This is a genomic window from Nonomuraea sp. NPDC049269 (assembly GCF_043197155.1).
Taxonomy (GTDB): Bacteria; Actinomycetota; Actinomycetes; order Streptosporangiales; family Streptosporangiaceae; genus Nonomuraea.
Genome location: NZ_JBICSO010000008.1, coordinates 623,191 through 640,165 on the forward strand (window position 1 = coordinate 623,191; position 16,975 = coordinate 640,165).

At 69.3% G+C, this 16,975-nt stretch carries 16 protein-coding genes; 10 read left to right on the forward strand and 6 right to left on the reverse strand.

What is annotated here, in order from left to right; translation table 11 throughout:
- Positions 1 to 3: 3 nt before the first annotated feature.
- Both ACGFNP_RS42460 and ACGFNP_RS42465 read right to left on the reverse strand, forming a co-directional pair.
- A complete protein-coding gene (locus ACGFNP_RS42460; protein WP_393328519.1) occupies positions 4 to 1,140 on the reverse strand; it encodes a DegT/DnrJ/EryC1/StrS family aminotransferase in 1,137 nt (378 codons plus the stop codon).
- On the reverse strand, positions 1,137 to 2,219 hold the full coding sequence (locus tag ACGFNP_RS42465) for a GNAT family N-acetyltransferase (protein ID WP_393328522.1): 1,083 nt from the start codon (positions 2,217 to 2,219) through the stop codon (positions 1,137 to 1,139). Before ACGFNP_RS42465 ends, ACGFNP_RS42460 begins: the two co-directional genes overlap by 4 nt.
- Before the next feature lie 154 nt (positions 2,220 to 2,373).
- Here ACGFNP_RS42465 and ACGFNP_RS42470 point away from each other — a divergent pair, with 154 nt between their 5' ends.
- The 9 genes from ACGFNP_RS42470 (at position 2,374) to ACGFNP_RS42510 (ending at position 12,179) form a co-directional block, all read left to right on the forward strand.
- Entirely contained in the window at positions 2,374 to 3,405 is a 1,032-nt protein-coding gene (locus ACGFNP_RS42470; RefSeq protein ID WP_358322497.1) for a phosphotransferase family protein, read from the forward strand.
- A 9-nt stretch (positions 3,406 to 3,414) separates the two neighbouring features.
- Positions 3,415 to 4,164, forward strand: coding sequence for an SDR family NAD(P)-dependent oxidoreductase (locus tag ACGFNP_RS42475; protein ID WP_358322495.1), 750 nt, complete (start codon positions 3,415 to 3,417; stop codon positions 4,162 to 4,164).
- A gap of 178 nt (positions 4,165 to 4,342) precedes the next feature.
- Complete coding sequence (locus ACGFNP_RS42480) at positions 4,343 to 5,644, forward strand: xylan 1,4-beta-xylosidase (protein ID WP_393328525.1); 1,302 nt, start codon at positions 4,343 to 4,345, stop codon at positions 5,642 to 5,644.
- A gap of 455 nt (positions 5,645 to 6,099) precedes the next feature.
- On the forward strand, positions 6,100 to 7,992 hold the full coding sequence (locus ACGFNP_RS42485; RefSeq protein WP_393328527.1) for an ABC transporter ATP-binding protein: 1,893 nt from the start codon (positions 6,100 to 6,102) through the stop codon (positions 7,990 to 7,992).
- Positions 7,993 to 8,116: 124 nt separating this feature from the next.
- Positions 8,117 to 9,529, forward strand: coding sequence for a sensor histidine kinase (locus ACGFNP_RS42490; protein ID WP_393328530.1), 1,413 nt, complete (start codon positions 8,117 to 8,119; stop codon positions 9,527 to 9,529).
- A 68-nt stretch (positions 9,530 to 9,597) separates the two neighbouring features.
- Positions 9,598 to 10,017, forward strand: coding sequence for a roadblock/LC7 domain-containing protein (locus ACGFNP_RS42495; RefSeq protein ID WP_214637186.1), 420 nt, complete (start codon positions 9,598 to 9,600; stop codon positions 10,015 to 10,017).
- The gene (locus ACGFNP_RS42500; RefSeq protein ID WP_358322484.1) at positions 10,014 to 10,373 is read left to right on the forward strand and encodes a DUF742 domain-containing protein; all 360 of its coding nucleotides are present in this window, start codon (positions 10,014 to 10,016) and stop codon (positions 10,371 to 10,373) included. Before ACGFNP_RS42495 ends, ACGFNP_RS42500 begins: the two co-directional genes overlap by 4 nt.
- A 31-nt stretch (positions 10,374 to 10,404) precedes the next feature.
- On the forward strand, positions 10,405 to 10,962 hold the full coding sequence (locus ACGFNP_RS42505; protein WP_358322481.1) for an ATP/GTP-binding protein: 558 nt from the start codon (positions 10,405 to 10,407) through the stop codon (positions 10,960 to 10,962).
- On the forward strand, positions 10,959 to 12,179 hold the full coding sequence (locus tag ACGFNP_RS42510; RefSeq protein ID WP_358322478.1) for a cytochrome P450: 1,221 nt from the start codon (positions 10,959 to 10,961) through the stop codon (positions 12,177 to 12,179). Before ACGFNP_RS42505 ends, ACGFNP_RS42510 begins: the two co-directional genes overlap by 4 nt.
- Before the next feature lie 57 nt (positions 12,180 to 12,236).
- Here ACGFNP_RS42510 and ACGFNP_RS42515 read toward each other — a convergent pair whose 3' ends face one another.
- The 3 genes from ACGFNP_RS42515 to ACGFNP_RS42525 all read right to left on the reverse strand — a co-directional run bounded on the left by ACGFNP_RS42515 (position 12,237) and on the right by ACGFNP_RS42525 (position 15,259).
- Entirely contained in the window at positions 12,237 to 13,859 is a 1,623-nt protein-coding gene (locus ACGFNP_RS42515; RefSeq protein WP_393328535.1) for an alpha/beta hydrolase, read from the reverse strand.
- A gap of 107 nt (positions 13,860 to 13,966) precedes the next feature.
- Positions 13,967 to 14,392: a nucleoside deaminase gene (locus ACGFNP_RS42520; protein ID WP_393328538.1), complete on the reverse strand. Its 426-nt coding sequence runs from the start codon at positions 14,390 to 14,392 to the stop codon at positions 13,967 to 13,969.
- A 12-nt stretch (positions 14,393 to 14,404) separates the two neighbouring features.
- Positions 14,405 to 15,259: an LLM class flavin-dependent oxidoreductase gene (locus ACGFNP_RS42525; RefSeq protein WP_358322470.1), complete on the reverse strand. Its 855-nt coding sequence runs from the start codon at positions 15,257 to 15,259 to the stop codon at positions 14,405 to 14,407.
- A 93-nt stretch (positions 15,260 to 15,352) separates the two neighbouring features.
- Here ACGFNP_RS42525 and ACGFNP_RS42530 point away from each other — a divergent pair, with 93 nt between their 5' ends.
- The gene (locus ACGFNP_RS42530) at positions 15,353 to 15,808 is read left to right on the forward strand and encodes an Lrp/AsnC family transcriptional regulator (protein ID WP_358322468.1); all 456 of its coding nucleotides are present in this window, start codon (positions 15,353 to 15,355) and stop codon (positions 15,806 to 15,808) included.
- On the opposite strand, the gene ACGFNP_RS42535 is transcribed toward ACGFNP_RS42530, so the two are convergent.
- On the reverse strand, positions 15,787 to 16,968 hold the full coding sequence (locus tag ACGFNP_RS42535; RefSeq protein WP_393328541.1) for a DUF418 domain-containing protein: 1,182 nt from the start codon (positions 16,966 to 16,968) through the stop codon (positions 15,787 to 15,789). The two genes, ACGFNP_RS42530 and ACGFNP_RS42535, sit on opposite strands and share 22 nt — an antisense overlap.
- Between the last annotated feature and the right edge of the window lie 7 nt (positions 16,969 to 16,975).

Here is a 16,975-nt window from a genome sequence, read left to right on the forward strand (position 1 = left end):
GCCTCAGGCGGGCCGCAGCTCGCGCAGGATCGGCAGGGAACGGGCGGCGTACACCGGATCGACGGGCAGGGCGTGGCGGGCCCACCAGCGGGCCGGGGCCGGATCGGGGGAGGGGTCGGTGAAGGCGGCCGCGTAGTCGTCGTACGGCGGGTCGTAGAGGTAGCCCGTCACCACCCCGCGCCGCTCCAGCGCGGCGATCGCCGCGTCACGGTCGCGCACCAGCAGCGGCACCCGGAACAGCGGCTGGTCGAGATGATCCCGTACGCCCGCCGCCACCGAGGGCAGCTCCGCCAGCATGCGTACGCCCGCCAGGCGGCGCGCCCGCTCCCCGGGCACCTTGGCCAGCCGCCTCGACTGGTACCAGCGGGCCAGCGCCCCACGCCGGGCCCGGTAGTCGTGCAGGTCGGCCCGGACCCACGGATCGAACGGCGGCAGCGACGGCACCTGCTTCATGGCCGCTTCGAGCTCGTCGGGCCGCAGCGGGATCCGGTAGCCCTCGCGCGACTCCTCCATGCCCAGCAGCCGCGAGAGCCGGAGCGCGGGCCGGACCAGGTCGAGCCGGAGCGCGGCCTGACGGGCCATCGAACTGGCCACGGCCAGCAGCTCGGCGCGGAAGGCACCCGGCTCCAGCAGCGCGTCGCGGGCCTGTACGAGGGCGCGCAGGTCCTCCACGCGCTCCACCGCCAGGACGCCACCCGACCCGGCGCCGGGATGCTTGGAGAGGCTGAACACCCCGGCCTGGCCGAACGTGCCCAACGGCCGGCCGTCGACGGTGGTCTCCATCGCGTGGGCGACATCTTCGATCAGGATTTTTCCGGTGAAGGCGGATACGGCGTCCGGCAGGCCGTACAGGTTGGTGGTCAGGACGGCGTCCACCTGGCCGAGGTTCACGCGGGAGGCGTCGATGTTGCCGTCGCGGCGCGACAGCGGCGCGATCACCGGGCGCAGGCCCGCCGCCAGCACCAGGAAGAGGATCTCGTCGGCGGAGATCGGTGACATCAGCAGCCGCTGCCCCGGCGTGCACCAGTGACGCAGCGCGAGGTAGAGGCCGAGGCGGTTCGACGGGAGCAGCAGGCAGTGACGGCCGGTGCGCTCGGCGATCCTCTTCACGACCGGTTCGGTCGCGGCCGGCTCCGTCACGACTGGAGTGCCGTGCGGAGTCGCCCGAACGTCTTCAGCGCCCGGTCGGCCGTCTTGTGCAGCAGCGGGTTGGCCAGCACAGTGGCCCGGGTCTTGCGCACGGGCACCCGCACCAGCCAGTGCACGGCCGAAGCGGCGCCGATCGTGGCGACCCGGCCCTCGGCCACCTGGAACTCGCCGTTCTTCAACTTCTCTTTGTACTCCTTCTCGCCCCGGCCCATGTCGATCACCTGAATGCCGGACCCGGCGGCCTGCTCGGCCATCGCGAGATGGTGGATGAGGCCGGGGGAGTATTTGGCGTACTGCGTGTCGTAGGCCGGGAACCAGCCGGCAAGCGTGGTGCGCGTGCGCAGGCCGAAGTGGCCGGCCATCGGCAGGTCGTTCACGTAGATCATGTCGAGCACCCCGGCGAAGCCCTCGGTCTGCGTGGCCAGCAGCCGCTCGACCAGCTCGACGATCCACTGGTGCGCGAACCGGTCGGTGCGCCCCGTACGCCGGTATTGATCGGTCTTCCAGCCGAGCAGCGTGTGCAGCGGCGCCGGGTCGGTGGTCGCGTACTCGTGCCGGATCGGCCCGATGTCACGCTGGAGCTTGCGCGACTTGGCCAGGGTCGTCTTGTACGTCTTGCTGGAGTGCAGCCGTAGATACTCGGTGTAGGGGCCGTGTCCCTCGCGCAGGTCGATGATCGGCGACGGGTGGCGCTCATGCCGCCCGGAGATCATCGGCTGGCCCGCGACCAGGTGGTCGAACTCGTAGACCGACAGCCCGCACTGCTTGATCAACCGGCGCGGGTCGATCTCGAGGTCCTTGGCGTGGACTAAGCCCTGCGCGTCGGTGAGCCCGGCGGCCACCGGCTTGCCGATGCCCATCGGGTGGCGTTCGAAGGGGAAGAAGCCCACGATGTCGGGCCCGTCGTAGAGCACGGCGACGCGGACCATGTCTCGTAGCTCACCGACCGTGATCGTGAACTCTGGAGACAGGAACGGGTTGTCGAAGGCCGCGTGTCCCTCCTGGAGAGCCCGCCATCGGCTCAGCTCAGGTGCTCCCAGCTCGCGAGGGTGAGCAAGTGTGACGCGCATGGGCTCCTACTGTCGGCATACCTTCAGTTAGTTTGGAGGTAGCTGTTGTACAGCCAGGGTAAGCGGTCTTACATGATGGTCGTCTGCGCAGCTCCGGAACGTTACATAACTCTCAGCTAGCCTTCAGGACCGAGTGGCGTTCTAATGTGTGTCCATGACCGTACCTGGGATTGACTGGCCTCGGCTGACCGGCTGGATGGGCGACAACGTGCCCGACGCGGGCGAGCCCCTGTCCGTCTCGCTGATATCCGGCGGCAAGTCGAACCTGACGTACCTCATCGAGGCCCGTGAGCGCCGCGTGGTGCTGCGTCGTCCGCCGCTCGGCCACGTGCTGCCCACCGCGCACGACATGCGGCGCGAGTGGCGGGTCATCTCCGCGCTCGCCCGGACGCCGGTTCCGGTGCCGGAGCCGGTCGCGTTCTGCGCCGACGAGGAGGTCATCGGAGCGCCGTTCTACCTGATGGGCCACGTGGACGGCCTGGCCGTCAGGAACCGCGAGCAACTCGGCGACCCCTCGCCGGCCGAGACGCGCCGGCTGGCCGAACGGCTCGCCGAGGTGCTGGCCGCCATCCACGCCGTCGACTACCGGGAGGTCGGGCTCGGCGACTTCGGCCGCCCGGACGGCTACCTGGCCAGGCAGCTCGCCCGGTGGTGCCAGCAGTGGGACCGGTCGAAGACCGCCGACCTGCCGGAGTACGACCGCCTGGTCACGCGGCTGGGCGAGCGCATGCCGGCCAGTTCCGCCAGCACGCTCGTGCACGGTGACTACCGGCTCGACAACACGCTCGTACGGCTGGCGCCCGGTCCGTCCGAGATCCTGGCCGTGGTCGACTGGGAGATGTCCACCCTCGGCGACCCGCTGGCCGACCTGGGGCTCACGCTCACCTACTGGCAGGACCCCGGCGACGAGGAGCGGGCCGGGATCCCGGTGGCCGGCGACGTGACGCTCGCCCCCGGGTTCCTGAACGCCGCCGAGTTCGCCACCCACTACACGAAGGTCTCCGGCCGTGACATCTCCGACCTTCCGTTCTACGTGGCGTTCGGGAACTTCAAGCTCGCGGTCATAGTGGAAGGTATCCACGCCCGTTTCCGGCAGGGTAAGACCGTGGGTGACGGCTTCGAGAACATCGGTTCCGCCGTACCCACCCTCATCGCCCGCGCGCACCGCCTGCTGGACCAGCCATAGGAGTCGTAAATGAGCACTGTGGCACTGATCACCGGAGCGGCGAGCGGCATCGGGGCCGCGGTGGCGCGGCGGCTGTCGGCGGGCGGGGCCAAGTGCGTCATCCTCGACCTCGACGGCGAAGGCGCCGAGCGCCTGGCCAAGGAGGTCGGCGGCGTGTGGCTGGCGGGCGACGTCAGCACCGAGGAGGCCTCGCGGGCGGCCGTCGCGCTCGCCGAGGACACCTACGGCCGGCTCGACCTGGTGCACCTCAACGCGGGGATCTCGGGCGGGGTGGACGTGGCGGCGTTCGACGTCGAGCGATACCGCCGGGTCGTCGGGGTGAACGTGGACGGCGTGGTCTTCGGCGTCGCCGCCTGCCTGCCGCTGCTCAGGCGCTCGGGTGGCGGCGCGATCGTGGTCACCTCGTCGCTGGCCGGGCTCGTCGGCTTCGGCGGCGACCCGATCTACACGATGACCAAGCACGCCGTGGTCGGGCTCGTCAGGGCGCTGGCCGGGCCGCTGGCCAAGGAGGGGATCAGGATCGGCGCCGTCTGCCCGGGGTTCACGGACACGCCGCTGGTGGCGGGGGCACGGGAGATGTTCGTCAACGCCGGGTTCCCGTTGCTGAGCGCCGCCGACGTCGCCGCGGCCGTCGAAAGCGCCTTCTACGCCGACGAGCCCGGCACGCTGCTCATCGTGCAACCGGGCAGGCAGCCGGTAGCGTACCGTTATGCGGGCGTTCCCGGCCCGGCTGGAGGTCAGCGCCCGCCAGCGTCTTGATCGACCGCAAGTCCCTTGCAAGTACTGATATATACCGTGAGAAGGGCTGGGAGAGGTGTCCCGGCCCTTGTCCACGCGCGAGGGTGGAGGCTCCGTGATTCCCACCGATGGCAAACACGCACGTCGAAGGCCGCCATGGCCGATCGCGTTAGGCGTAGGAATCCTCGCGGTCGCACTCGTGGCGGGGATCATGGTGTACGCGGGCACGCGGAGCGGCCCTCGCGACGAGTACAAAGGCGGCGAGGTCGCCCAGGTCCAGCCGAGCGAGCCGCCGCCGACGCTGCAGCAGCCGCCCACCCTGGAGGACTGGCCGCGCTGGGGCGTCACCCACACCCAGTACAGCGCCGACAACGTGCCCCGCGAGATCACCGAGCAGGCCAAAGGCATCCTCGGCCGGGTCCCCATGCTGCAGAACCAGCACATCATGGGCTGGGGCGTGGGCAATCCGGAGCCGAGCCCCGGACAGTTCAACCTGCGAGATCTCGACCGGCGGCTGAAGCTCATGGCCTCCTCGCGGGCCGTCCCGGTCATCACGCTGTGCTGCGCGCCCGACTGGATGAAGGGCGGGCAGGCCGGCCGTACGGACTGGTCCAAGAACCACACGGTCGCCCCCAAACCCGAGCACTTCGACGACTACGCCAAGCTCGCGGTCAGGATCGCCAAGCAGTATCCGACGGTCAAGTACTTCATGGTGTGGAACGAGTTCAAGGGCTTCTGGAACGCCTCCACGAACCGCTGGGACGCCGAGGGCTACACGGAGCTTTACAACAAGGTCTATACGGCGCTGAAGAAGGTCAACGGCGACATCCAGGTCGGTGGCCCGTACATCCCGGTCGAGACCAACTCCGGCCAGGCTCCCTCGGAGCTCAGCGGCCCGTGGGGCACGGTCGACCAGCGCGCGCTGGACGCGATCGAGTACTGGATCGAGCACAAGAAGGGCGCGGACTTCATCGTCGTCGACGGTGCCTCGATGACCAACGACAAGGCCAACGTCCCTGACGACTTCGCCGCCCAGGCCAAGTTCGGCGCGGTCACCACCTGGCTCAAGAAGAAGAGCAACGACATGCCGGTGTGGTGGGCGGAGTGGTACGTCGAGCCGGTCAACTCCGGCTGGAGCGAGGACAAGCGCGTGGCCGTGCAGGCCACGACGCTGATGGAGTTCGCCAGGAGCGGCGTGACGTCGGCCCTCTACTGGAACCCGGAGCAGAAGGGCGGGGCGCAGTGCCCCGGCTGCCTCTGGTCGTCCGAGTCGGGGCAGGAAATGCCTATGGCGGGGCTGCTGAGCGGGTTCGCCAAGTGGTTCCCCGCCGGGGTGAAACTGGAGCAAGTGACCACCTCCGATCAGCGGGTCAAGGCGCTGGGGCAGGAACGGCAGATCGTCATGGTGAACACGGCCGACACGAGCGTCACCGCCACCGTGGACGGCAAGCGGGTGACCTTGAAGCCGTACGAGATCCAGTGGGCGGGCCGCGGGGCCTGACGGGGTCTCCAGGACTGCCTCAGGCCCCCGATCGGATACCGGTCGGGGGCCTGTTCGCGTGTCCGGACGCCTGCCGGAGCCGCTCGCCTCGCCATTCTTCGAAACAATATTTACCATCGCCCGTAATTCCATTGCCGAAGGCGACTTGCGCCGTTCGGAAAGACGTCGAGGTGAATTGTCACTTCTGTGATCATCGATGCGCCTGCTTGGGTTTGCCCAGGCCCCGGCGGAGGTCGGGTATGCCGCTCGATGTATGCGCTTTATCGTCAATTTACCTCTGGCCTGCCCACATTCCTTTCCCGCGATGATCGTCAAATTGCCCCCAAATATCCCTCCAACCCCTGTTTTCTCACCTTTTGAGTGCTAGCGTCCTATTTTGAAAGCAGAAATGGTGCTAGTGCACAGGGGGGAATCATGGTTCTCGGTAAGCTCTTCCCGGCTCACCGCACTGACTGGTGGGGCTGGGGTCGCGGCGGCGGTTGCCGTCGTCGTCGCTGGGGTGGATGTGGCGGCGGCTGCGGCGGCTGGGGCGGCGGCTGGCGCAGGCGGTGGTGGTGGTAGCAGAGGTGCCACCTGAGAGCCGCCGGGTCTCCCAGCGGCTCTCACTCACCGCTCAGCCCCTGGCGCCGACGGTGTCCATCCGGAACACCTTCCGGGCCTTCTGGCCGGACACACGCGGCGTCAGGCGGCTGTTCGTGGCCGGGATCGTGTTCTCGATCCTGGCCGCTCTTTGTGAGGTCGCCGCCATCGGCCTGTTCGGTTACATCACCGACCGGGTCCTCAGCGAACGGGATCTGGGCGCCTTCTGGGCTCCCGCGGCCGCCTGGCTCGGCCTGGCCATGCTGGCCGGTCTCGTCTCCTTCGCCGGCGCGTACGTCACCGCCGCGGGCGCGGAGCGCTTTCTCCTCAAGCTCCGCGACCGCGTCTTCGGCCACGTGCAGACCCTCACACCCGATTTCTTCGAGAACCGTCGCCTCGGCGACCTGATGGCCAGACTCACCGACGACATCGAGTCCATAGAGGAAATGGTCGGCTCGGGCCTGGTCAAGGTGTTCACCACGGTGGCGAGCGTGATCTTCTTCGCCGGCGCGGCGTTCTTCATCAGATGGGACCTGGCGCTGGTCACGTTCGCGCTCGTTCCCGCGTTCCTGGTGGTCTCCAAGCTCTTCGCGTCCCGGTTCAGGAACGCGGCCGCCCGTGAGCGCACCAGCAACGGCGTCATGAACAGCGTCATCGAGGAGAGTCTGTCCAACCAGTCGCTCGTCCAGGCCTACAACCAGCAGCAGACCGAGGCCAGGCACCTGCACCGCGAAGGCCGCACCTGGCTCCGCGCGAACCTGTCCCAAGCCTGGCTCTCCGGCCTCTACGGCCCGTCCGTACAGGTCCTGGAGACCATCTGCCTGATCGTCATCCTGGGCTTCGGCGCCTGGGAGATCACCGAAGGCCGCCTCACTCTGGGTGGCCTGCTCGCCTTCGCCGCCTACCTCGCGTATCTGTACCCCGCCGTACAGAGCCTGGGCGAACTCGCCCTCACCGTCTCGCAGGCCGCCGCCGGTTCGGACCGCGTCCTGGAGGTCCTGTCCGTACGCCCGGCCGTCGTCGACCGCCCCACCGCCGGACCGGTGCGGGGACGCAGCCGGGGCCGGATCGAGTTCTCGCGAGTCGGCTTCACCTATCCCAAGCGGATCAGGGCGACCCTGCGGGAGCTGTCGTTCGTGATCGAACCGGGGGAGCTCGTCGTCTGCACCGGACCCAGCGGCGCCGGCAAGTCCACGCTGGCCAAGCTGCTCCTGCGCTTCTACGACCCGAACACCGGCAGCATCATGCTGGACGGCGTGGACCTGCGCGACCTGACCCGTTCATCCCTGCGTGACAGCATCACGCTCCTGCACCAGGAGAACCTCCTGTTCTCCGGCACCGTCCGCGACAACATCACCTACGGCTCGCCGGACGCCGACGACGCCGCCGTGGTGCGGGCCGCCAAACTGGCCGACGTGCACGACTTCATCCAGTCATGGCCGCAGAAGTACGACACACCGATCGGCCAGCGAGGCCGCCTCATGTCAGGCGGCCAGCGCCAGCGCCTCGCCATCGCCCGCGCGATCCTGCGCGACGCGCCCGTGCTGGTGCTGGACGAGCCGATGACCGGCTTGGACGTGGAGACCGCCGAGCGGGTGATGGAGCCGCTGCGCCGCCTGATGGAGGGGCGGACCACGCTGCTCATCACGCACGACCTGCGGCATGTGCCGGAGGGGGTGCGCCGGATCGAGCTGGAACCGGTGCGACGCTCGGACCGGATCCGGATCCGGCGTCATCACCTCGGGGTGCACGCCGCCGGCAATTGCTAGTGGACCTACCTGCAAGAACGGCAGCAATTGGTGACCAACCGCCCACACAAAGCGAAGATTCCACTACACTCCGACGAAGATCTTTCAGGTTCAACGTTTCCGACCTCCGACGAGGAACCGCTTGATGCCAGCTCACATACCTGTTCACCGTCGGGCTCTGCTCGTGCCGCTGGCCGTCGCGATCGTCGCCGGCTCCGCGTGCGTGTGGGCGGTGGCCGCGGCGCCGGTCGAGGGGCGCACCCTCATGGCCTGGTGCCTGGGCACAGCCGCCGTCGTGGTGTGCGCCGCGATCACGTTCGGCCTGTACGGCCGGCAGCAGACACAGCAGCTCCGCGACCGTCTCCAGATGATGGACGCCGACATCGCCCAGCTCGCCGACCAGACGCTGCCCGCGCTGGTGCGGAGACTGCGTGACGGGGCGTCGGTCGACACCGCGCTCGCCGAGGTGCACAGGCCCGCCGACCTGGCCCAGCAGCGCATCCTGTGGACCCTGGCGCAGGAGGTCGGCAGAGGCGACCGCATGCGCGCGGCCGCCATGTCGGCCTGTGCGAACGCCGCGGGCCGGGTTCAGGCGCTGGCGACCAGCATGCTGGCCGATCTGCGGGAGATGGAGGACCGGCATGAGGAGAAGGTCCTCGGCGATCTGCTGAGGCTGGACCACAGCACCGCGCAGGCGGGCCGGTTGGCCGACAGCATCGCCGTGCTGACCGGCGCGCGCTCCGGCCGGCGCTGGACCAAGCCGATCGTGATGGAGAGCATCATGCGCGGCGCGGTGGGCCGGATCAGCGCCTACCAGCGGGTCCGGGTGCACTCGGCCAGCACCGTCGCGATCGCCGGGCACGCCGCCGAAGGCGTCATGCACGCCCTCGCGGAGCTGATGGACAACGCCACCAGCTTCTCGCCTCCTTCCGAGGAGGTGCACGTGTACGTGGAAGAGCTGAGCACCGGCGTCGTGATCACCATCGAGGACTGCGGTCTCGTCATGAGCGCCGCCGCGCTGAGCCGCGCCCGGCAGGCCGTCTCGTCCGAGCCGCTGGACCTGACGACGCTGTCCGGTACGCGCCTGGGCCTGGCCGTGGTGGGCTGCCTGGCCCGCAAGCACGACCTGACCGTCTCCTTCAGGCCGTCCTCACGTGGGGGCACCGGAGTGGTGGTCATGATCCCGCAGAAACTGGTCACACAGCCGCCGCCGCCCCCCGCGCCGGACCCGCCGCGTCCGCCGAGCGTTCCGGCCGCCCGCCGTCCCACCTCCGCCTCCACTTCCACCTCCGCCTCCGCGGTCGCGGTCGCCCCGGCGTCCGCCGGGTCCGTCGCTGATGGCGATCTGCCCAGGCGCCGGCGCGGCCAGACGCTCGCGGCGGCGACGTCCACGACGCCCGCGGCCGAACCCTCGCCTCCGGCGAGGACGAGGCCCAGGCCGTCCGTCTCCGACGCCGGAGCGAGATTCAGCGCTTTCCGCCAGGCCAGCCGGGGGACCGGTGGCGGCGCAACACCTGCCGACACACCTGCTGTCAGCGCAGAGGACGACACCCTGTGACCGACCGACAGATTGGAGGGAGGGCTGTCCTTCCGGCACCGATGCCGGATGACCGTCCCAGAATCTCGATGAGAACCTCAGATCGCGACCTCGCCTGGCTGCTGGAGAACCTCTTGGAGAGGACGCCGCAGACCCGGCACGCCCTGGTGCTGTCGAAGGACGGCCTCAAGCTCTCCCACACCCACGCGCTTTCGGTGGACCGGGCCGATCAACTGGCCGCCATCGCCTCGGGTATCCAGAGCCTCGCCCACGGCGCGTCCATGGAGTTCGGTGACGGTTCCGGCGGGCTGCGGCAGTCCATGACGGAGTTCCACGGCGGGCTGCTGTTCATCGTGGAAGCGGGAGAGGGCGCCCACCTCGCCGTCGTGGCGACCGATGACGCCGACCCCGGCATCATCGGTCACAACATGAACGAACTGGTCGAGCAGATCGGGGAATACCTGACCGCCCCGCCGCGCGAACCTCAGCAGAGCAGCCGGGCCCTATGATCTATCGGCGAGTGGCGAGCGAGGACCCGGACCGGCTGTACACGGTCACCGGAGGGCGCAGTCACGCGGACGAGAGTGCCATGGACATGGTCACCCTGATCGTGAGCGAATGCGATCCGACCCCGGGCATGCAGTCCGAGCACGTCAAGATCCTCCAGATGTGCCGCCAGCCGATGGCGGTCGTGGAGGTCGCCTCGGAGCTGAAACTGCCGATCAGCGTCGTACGGATCCTGCTGTGCGACCTGCTCGACACCGGACGCATCACCGCCCGCCATCCGCCCAAGGCTCCCGCCAAGGCGCAACTGCCCGATCCCCACATCCTGGAGCAGGTGCTAGTTGGACTTCAGAACCTCTGACCCACCCGTCCGCACACCGCTGCGGAACACGATGACCACCGGACTCAAGATCGTGGTCGTCGGCGGGTTCGGCGTGGGCAAGACGACCATGGTCCGCTCGGTCAGCGAGATCCGGCCGCTGAGCACCGAAGAGACGATGACCCAGGCAGGCATGGGGATCGACGACGCGAGCGGCGTACAGACCAAGTCCACGACCACGGTGGCCTTCGACTTCGGCCGCATCAGCCTGAACGAGCAGATGGTGCTGTACCTGTTCGGGGCCCCGGGGCAGGAACGGTTCTGGTTCCTGTGGGACCGGCTGTTCTCGGGGACGCTGGGGGCGGTGGTCCTGGTGGACGTCCGCCGCCTGGCCGACTCCTGGTACGCCATCGACCGGCTCGAACACCACGGAATGCCGTTCATCGTCGCGCGCAACAACTTCGACGAGCCGACGCATCCCCTGGAAAAGATCCGGGAGGCACTGGACCTCTCCGACGACGTTCCGCTGATCGACTGCGACGCCCGCCAGCGTGACTCCAGCAAGGCCGTGCTGATCGCCCTCGTGAACCACCTCCACGCGATGTCCTCCGCCCAGGGGGTTACCCGATGAGCTATGTCCCCGAGCCCGTGAGGATGTACGGCCCCCGGTTCCAGGAGGATCCGGCGCAGCTGTACCGGGACATGAGGAAGGAGTACGGGCCGGTCGTCCCGGTCCTGCTCGAAGGCGACATCTTCGCCTGGCTGGTGATCGGCTACCGCGAGCTCCGCTACGTCCTCGGCAATCCGCAGCTCTTCGCCCGCGACTCCCGCCGGTGGAACGCCTGGGATCGCATTCCGCCGGACTGGCCGCTGATGGCGTTCGTCGGCTACCAGCCGTCCATTCTGTTCACCGAAGGCGCCGAGCATCAGCGGCGGGCCGGAGCCATCAGCGACGCCCTCGCCTCCGTCGACCAGTTCGAGCTGAGATCCCGCACGGAGAGGGCCGCCGACGGCCTGATCGACGCGTTCACCGGCCACGGCCGGGCCGACCTGATAGCCCAGTACGCCCAGCCGATGCCGCTGCTGTCCATCTCCACGCTGTTCGGCCTGCCGGACGCCGAGACGCCCCGCCTGGTGGCGGACGTGACCGAGTTGCTGAACACCGGACCGGGCGTCGTGGAGGCGCATCAGCGCGTCCAGGCCACGATGCAGCGGCTGCTCGACGCCAAGCGCGAGCGCCCCGGTCCGGACCTGCCCTCACGCCTGGTGGCCCATCCCGCGGGACTCACCGACGAAGAGCTCATCCAGGACCTGGTCGTGTTGATGAGCGGCGGTCAGGAGCCGACCGCCAACTGGATCGCCAACACCCTGCGGTTGATGCTGACCGACGAACGGTTCGCCGTGACCCTGTCGGGCGGCCGCCGTAGTGCCAGTCAGGCGCTGAACGAGGTCATGTGGGAGGAGTCGCCCGCCCAGAACAGCCTGGGCCGCTGGGCGGTTCATGACACCCAGCTCGGCGGGCAGCGCATCCGGGCCGGCGACGCGCTGGTCATCGGCCTCGCCGCCGCGAACGCCGATCCGCAGGTACGGCCGGACTCCTACAGCGGCTCCGCCGGCAACCACGCGCACATGTCCTTCGGCCACGGCGAGCACGGCTGCCCGCACCCGGCGCCGGAACTCGCCGAGGTCATCTCCTACACGGCCGTCGAGGTGCTCCTGGACCGGCTCCCGGACCTGAGGCTGTCGGTGCCCGCCGACGATCTCGTCTGGCGGCCGTCCTTCCGGCTGCGCGCCCTGTCGGCCCTGCCGGTCGAGTTCTCGCCCGGCTACGCCAGGGGAATCGGCTAGAACCGCCGGTTGTGTGTCCCCGATGTGTCAGGGGGCACACAACCGGTCGGCTCGACGTCAGTGGACCGGACGGCCCGTGATGGACAGCGGGGAGTCCTGCGTGGACAGGGTCGTCGCGGGCGGTTCCGTCGGGAACTGGGTGGGACAGTGCGTTCCCGCCGCGGGCATCGTGCGGTTGATCAGGTACTTCTCGATGTAGTCGCGCGCACAGGTGCTGTTGCGGAACTGGCCGTGGCCGACGCCGTCGTACTCCAGGACGACCGAGCGCGGGATCTGCCGGGCGGCGGCGTAGTTCCAGGCCGCGGGGGTGGCCACGTCGTCCTTCGCCTTGATGACCAGGGTCGGCGGAGTGCCGCTGATCTTGAGGCGGTGCTGCGGGTTGGACGTCTTGCCCTGCCAGTTGAGGCAGGTCAGGACGTCGCTCCAGAACGGGGACAGCTCGGTGTGCGGGGCGACGGCCTTGAGGCGACGCTTGTAGGCGTCGAGCTCGGCGAAGCTCCTGACGTTCCACTTCCAGTCGGAGCACCAGATGGCCGGGTAGGCGTAGTTGACGCCCTCGGCGGCCGACGCCGAAGCTGCGGCGGCGGCGGCCCTGGCCGTCGTCTTCGACTCGGCCGATGCGGACGCGGACGGTGAGGTCGTCGGCTGGTCGGCGGCCTTCTTGGCCACCTGACCGGCCGCCAGCGCCTTCAGCCGCTCAGCCAGCGGGAAGAAGCCCGCCGACGGCTTGTACATCGGCTCGAACACCTCGATCCGGACCGCCTCGTCCGACAGCACGTCGCCGGTCTCCGGGTCCTTCAGAGTGCCCGCCCTGGCCTTGGCCAGCAGGTCGTCCAGGAGCGCGGGGACGTCCTGGCCGTGCAGCGCGCAGGCGGCGGTCTCGCCGCACCACTTCGCGAACGCCAGGAACGAGCCCTCGAGGTCGTCGGTGGCGGTCTTCATGTACTGGTAGGCCGAGGTGATGCTGTGGTCCATGTTGGAGTCGATGGCCATCGCGCGCAGGTTCTTCGGGAACAGCTCGGCGTACTGCTGGCCGACCTGGGTGCCGTACGAGATCGCGAAGAAGCTGATCTGGCGCTCGCCGAGCGCCGCCCGGATCGAGTCCACGTCGCGCGCCACGCTGGTGGTGTCGACGTGGTCGAACAGCGGGCCGGTGCGCTCGCGGCAGTCCTTCGACAGCTTGGCGTTGAAGGCCAGCCAGTTCTGGTACTCGGCCTCGTTGGCCGGGTAGGTCGGCGGCGTCTCGTTGACCACGTCCTCGCCGCACAGGATGGGCGTGCTGCTGCCGACGCCGCGGGGGTCCACGCTGACGATGTCGAAGTACTGGCGCAGCGGGCTGTCGTCCGGGATGCCACGGCCCATGATGTAGGAGTTGAGGCCGGAACCACCGGGACCACCCGGGTGCACGAACAGCACGCCCTGGCGCTTGGCCGGGTCCAGCGCCTTCAACCGGCCGATGGCCAGGTCGATCGTCGGGCCGCCGGGCTTCGCGTAGTCCAGCGGCACCTTGATGGTCGCGCACTCACCCTTGTACGTGGTGCCGCATTCCGCCCAGCCGATCGCCTTGGGCGCCGCCTCCAGCCGCTCGGCCGAAGCGGCCGACTGGGCTGACGCCACCCCGGCGAGCTGGGACACGAGTGCGGCACCGGCCAGTGCCGCGGTGAACAACCGTAACCTCACTGTCGGTCCTTCCTGATGCGTCGACAGGTTTCCATCGATCATCCTGGCGGCCGACAGCGCGGTTTGCGTGGTTTTACTGAGGTTGTTGGGGAAAAGCCGGTGTCGGACTAGACGTAATAGCCCTCGACCGGCACCCGTGCCTCGTCGTACAGTGCCGGTCCGTCGAGCTGTGCCCCGGCGTTCCCGGCGGGCGGCTTGAGCCCGCTGAGCTGCTCGCCGGACAGCGCGAACACCACCCGCCCGAGCCCCGACCGCTCGATGGCGCCCGAGCACATGCCGCAGGGCTGGCAGCTGGTGTACATGACGGTGGTGGCCGCGGCCTCGGGGGTGAGCTCGCGGGCCGCCCAGCGGGCCAGCTTCAGCTCGGGGTGCGCGGTGATGTCGGAGTCGCTGATGGAGGTGTTCGTGTCCTCGGCGAGCACCTCGCCGTCCGCCCCCACCAGGAGCGACCCGAACGGCGGGTTGCCCCCCGCCCGCGCCTTGGCGGCCAGCCCGATGGCACTGCGCAGGAACTGCTCGTCGTCGTGCGTCATGATCGCTCCGTTCTATGAGTGGTTCGCGTGCAGGTCCCAGGAGGCGGCTACGGCCGCGAGGGCGTGCCAGGCCACCTCCGGGTGACAGGTCTCCTGCGGGTCGCCGCCGAAAGGGTCGAGCACGACGGTGTCCGCGCCGAGGAGGCGTAGCTGTTCGAGGTCGTCCACGATCTGCTCGATCGTGCCCGCGCCGGCCAGCCGGTCGGGATCGGTGATCGGGGTCGTGGTGAGCCGGAGGACGATACGTGGCATCAGCGCGGGCACCGGGCGTCCGTGCTCGCCGGCCAGGGCTTCGAGACGGCCCACGGCTTCGCGCAGCCAGGGCAGGGTGTTGCGGAGGGGGTGCCACGGCTCGCCGAGGCGCACCGCCCGGCGCAGACCGGCGTCGCTGTTGCCGCCGATCCAGATCGGCACCGGCCCGCCTCGGTAGTCCTCGCCGTCCGCCCAGGCGGCGCGCAGCGCGTGGAGGTACTCGTCGGTCAGCGCCCCGCGCCGGTGGAACGGCACGCCGAGTGCCTCGAACTCCTGCCGCGCCCACCCCACGCCCACCCCGAGGACCAGCCGCCCCCCGCTGAGGTCGTTGAGGTTGGCGGCCATCCGGGCGACGAGCTGCGGCTGCCGGTACGGCATGATGAGCACCGTGGTCCCGAGCCTGATCCGGTCGGTGATGCCCGCCAGCCAGGCCAGCGTGGTGAAGGGCTCGTAGAACGGCGCCGGATACTGCTTGGCGACGTCGGGTGTCACCACCACATGGTCGGAGATCATCAATAGGTCGAAGCCGAGGCCCTCCACCGTCCGCGCCCAGTCGCGCAGCACGTCGGGGTTGGTGCCTGGTCCGAAGTTCGGGACATTCACGCCTATCCGCACCCGTGAAGGCTAGCCAATCGGTCGTTGCTCCAGGAAGGGGGTCTTCCCGGTGTACGTCACGATTGGCCGGGGAATTGCCGGTATTTTGGGTGGATGGCCGAGAGCCTTGACATGACGGACTGGTCGATCATCGCCGAGCTCCAGACAGACGGGCGCATCGCGCTCACCGAGTTGGGGCGACGGGTCAATCTCAGCCCGTCCGCGACGACCGAGCGGGTGAAGCGGCTGGAGGCGGCCGGGGTCATCACCGGCTATCGAGCCGAGGTGGATCTGGAGAAGGTAGGGTTCGCCGTGCTCGCCGTGGTGCGGCTCAAATACCCCGGCAACCGGCACGAGCCGCTGCACCGGCTGCTCGGCGAGCGTTCCGAGATCCTCGAATGCCTGCGTACGACGGGCGACGACTGCTACCTGCTGAAGGTGGCCGCGACCTCCATGTCCCACCTCGAACAGGTCGTCGACGACCTCGCCCAGTTCGGCAGCACCACCACCAACCTGGTCTACAGCCGCACGCTGCCCTATCGGGGACCTCAGGCGCGCCCTGACCTCTGATGGGCGCCCCGCCCCGGCCGGCTCCAGTACGTCAGGGCGCGGAGCAGCCATTCCACCGGCCCGTACCGGTGCGATCGCAGCCACCAGTGGCTGAGGAGGACCTGGGCGACGAAGACGGCCATCGCGATCAGCACCTCCAGCGGCGGGCTGACGCGGTCCACGAGCGCCAGGCCGTACCCGGTGAAGATCAGTGAGCAGATGAGCGACTGCCCGAGATAGTTGGACAGCGCCATCCGGCCCGGCGCCGCCAGCGCCCGCCCGATGCGGGGCAGATACGGCAGCAGTCGCAGGAACGTCGCCGCGTAGGCGGCGGCGAGCAGGGGAGCCGTGACCAGGTCCACGGCCTCGCCGAGGAACTTGTTCACGCTGCCGTGCCAGGCCGACAGCGTGTAGACGAACGCGCCGCCCAGCCCGACGGTGAACCCGACCCACTGCAGCCTGCGGAGCGTGGGCGTGTGCGCCGTAAGGTCGCGCAGCACGCCGAGCTTGCCGACCGCGAGCCCGATCAGGCAGGCGGCCAGTACGGCCGGCCCCTGGAAGAGCACGCGCAGCACGACGATGAGGGAGAGCTTGCGTAGGTGCTCACCGATGATCTGAAAGCCGGAACCGCGCAGCGCCGCGTCCGAGTTCACCGCCTCCGCCACCCCGTGCGAGACCGTCCCCGCCGTGTCCAGGCCCACCATCGCCAGGACGGCCAGCAGCACGAAGCCCAGGGCCAGCAGGGACGTCAAGGCGACCGCGAGCATGACCGCGGTCCTGGGCGAGATCTTGCGGAACAGCAGCAGGGCCAGCCCGACCGCGGCGTAGGTGGTGAGGATGTCACCCGGGAACAGCAGCACGGCGTGCGCCAGCCCGAGCAGGAACAACCCGGCCAGGCGGCGCAGGAACATCGGCACGAACGCCTTGCCCCGCCGCACGGCCGAGTCGACCTGCAGCGTGAAGCTGTAGCCGAACAGGAAGGAGAACAATAAGTAGAACTTGTTCTCCATGAGCAGCGTCACGGTCCACCGGACCGCCCAGTCCAGCGGAGAGACGAACGCGGGCTCGGCCATCCCGGCCATCCGGTAGCCGGAGGCCAGGAAGGCGATGTTCACCACGAGGATGCCGAGCAGCGAGAAGCCCCGCAGGGCATCGACGGAGGTGATGCGCGCGGTGGCCACGGATCGC

What these genes read in the sequence shown, in the direction of transcription:
- ACGFNP_RS42465 (WP_393328522.1), bottom strand. Translation starts at nt 2,219, where the DNA reads ATGCGCGTCACACTTGCTCACCCTCGCGAGCTGGGAGCACCTGAGCTG.
- ACGFNP_RS42470 (WP_358322497.1), top strand. Translation starts at nt 2,374, where the DNA reads ATGACCGTACCTGGGATTGACTGGCCTCGGCTGACCGGCTGGATGGGC.
- ACGFNP_RS42475 (WP_358322495.1), top strand. Translation starts at nt 3,415, where the DNA reads ATGAGCACTGTGGCACTGATCACCGGAGCGGCGAGCGGCATCGGGGCC.
- ACGFNP_RS42490 (WP_393328530.1), top strand. Translation starts at nt 8,117, where the DNA reads ATGCCAGCTCACATACCTGTTCACCGTCGGGCTCTGCTCGTGCCGCTG.
- ACGFNP_RS42495 (WP_214637186.1), top strand. Translation starts at nt 9,598, where the DNA reads ATGAGAACCTCAGATCGCGACCTCGCCTGGCTGCTGGAGAACCTCTTG.
- ACGFNP_RS42500 (WP_358322484.1), top strand. Translation starts at nt 10,014, where the DNA reads ATGATCTATCGGCGAGTGGCGAGCGAGGACCCGGACCGGCTGTACACG.
- ACGFNP_RS42505 (WP_358322481.1), top strand. Translation starts at nt 10,405, where the DNA reads ATGACCACCGGACTCAAGATCGTGGTCGTCGGCGGGTTCGGCGTGGGC.
- ACGFNP_RS42510 (WP_358322478.1), top strand. Translation starts at nt 10,959, where the DNA reads ATGAGCTATGTCCCCGAGCCCGTGAGGATGTACGGCCCCCGGTTCCAG.
- ACGFNP_RS42520 (WP_393328538.1), bottom strand. Translation starts at nt 14,392, where the DNA reads ATGACGCACGACGACGAGCAGTTCCTGCGCAGTGCCATCGGGCTGGCC.
- ACGFNP_RS42530 (WP_358322468.1), top strand. Translation starts at nt 15,353, where the DNA reads ATGGCCGAGAGCCTTGACATGACGGACTGGTCGATCATCGCCGAGCTC.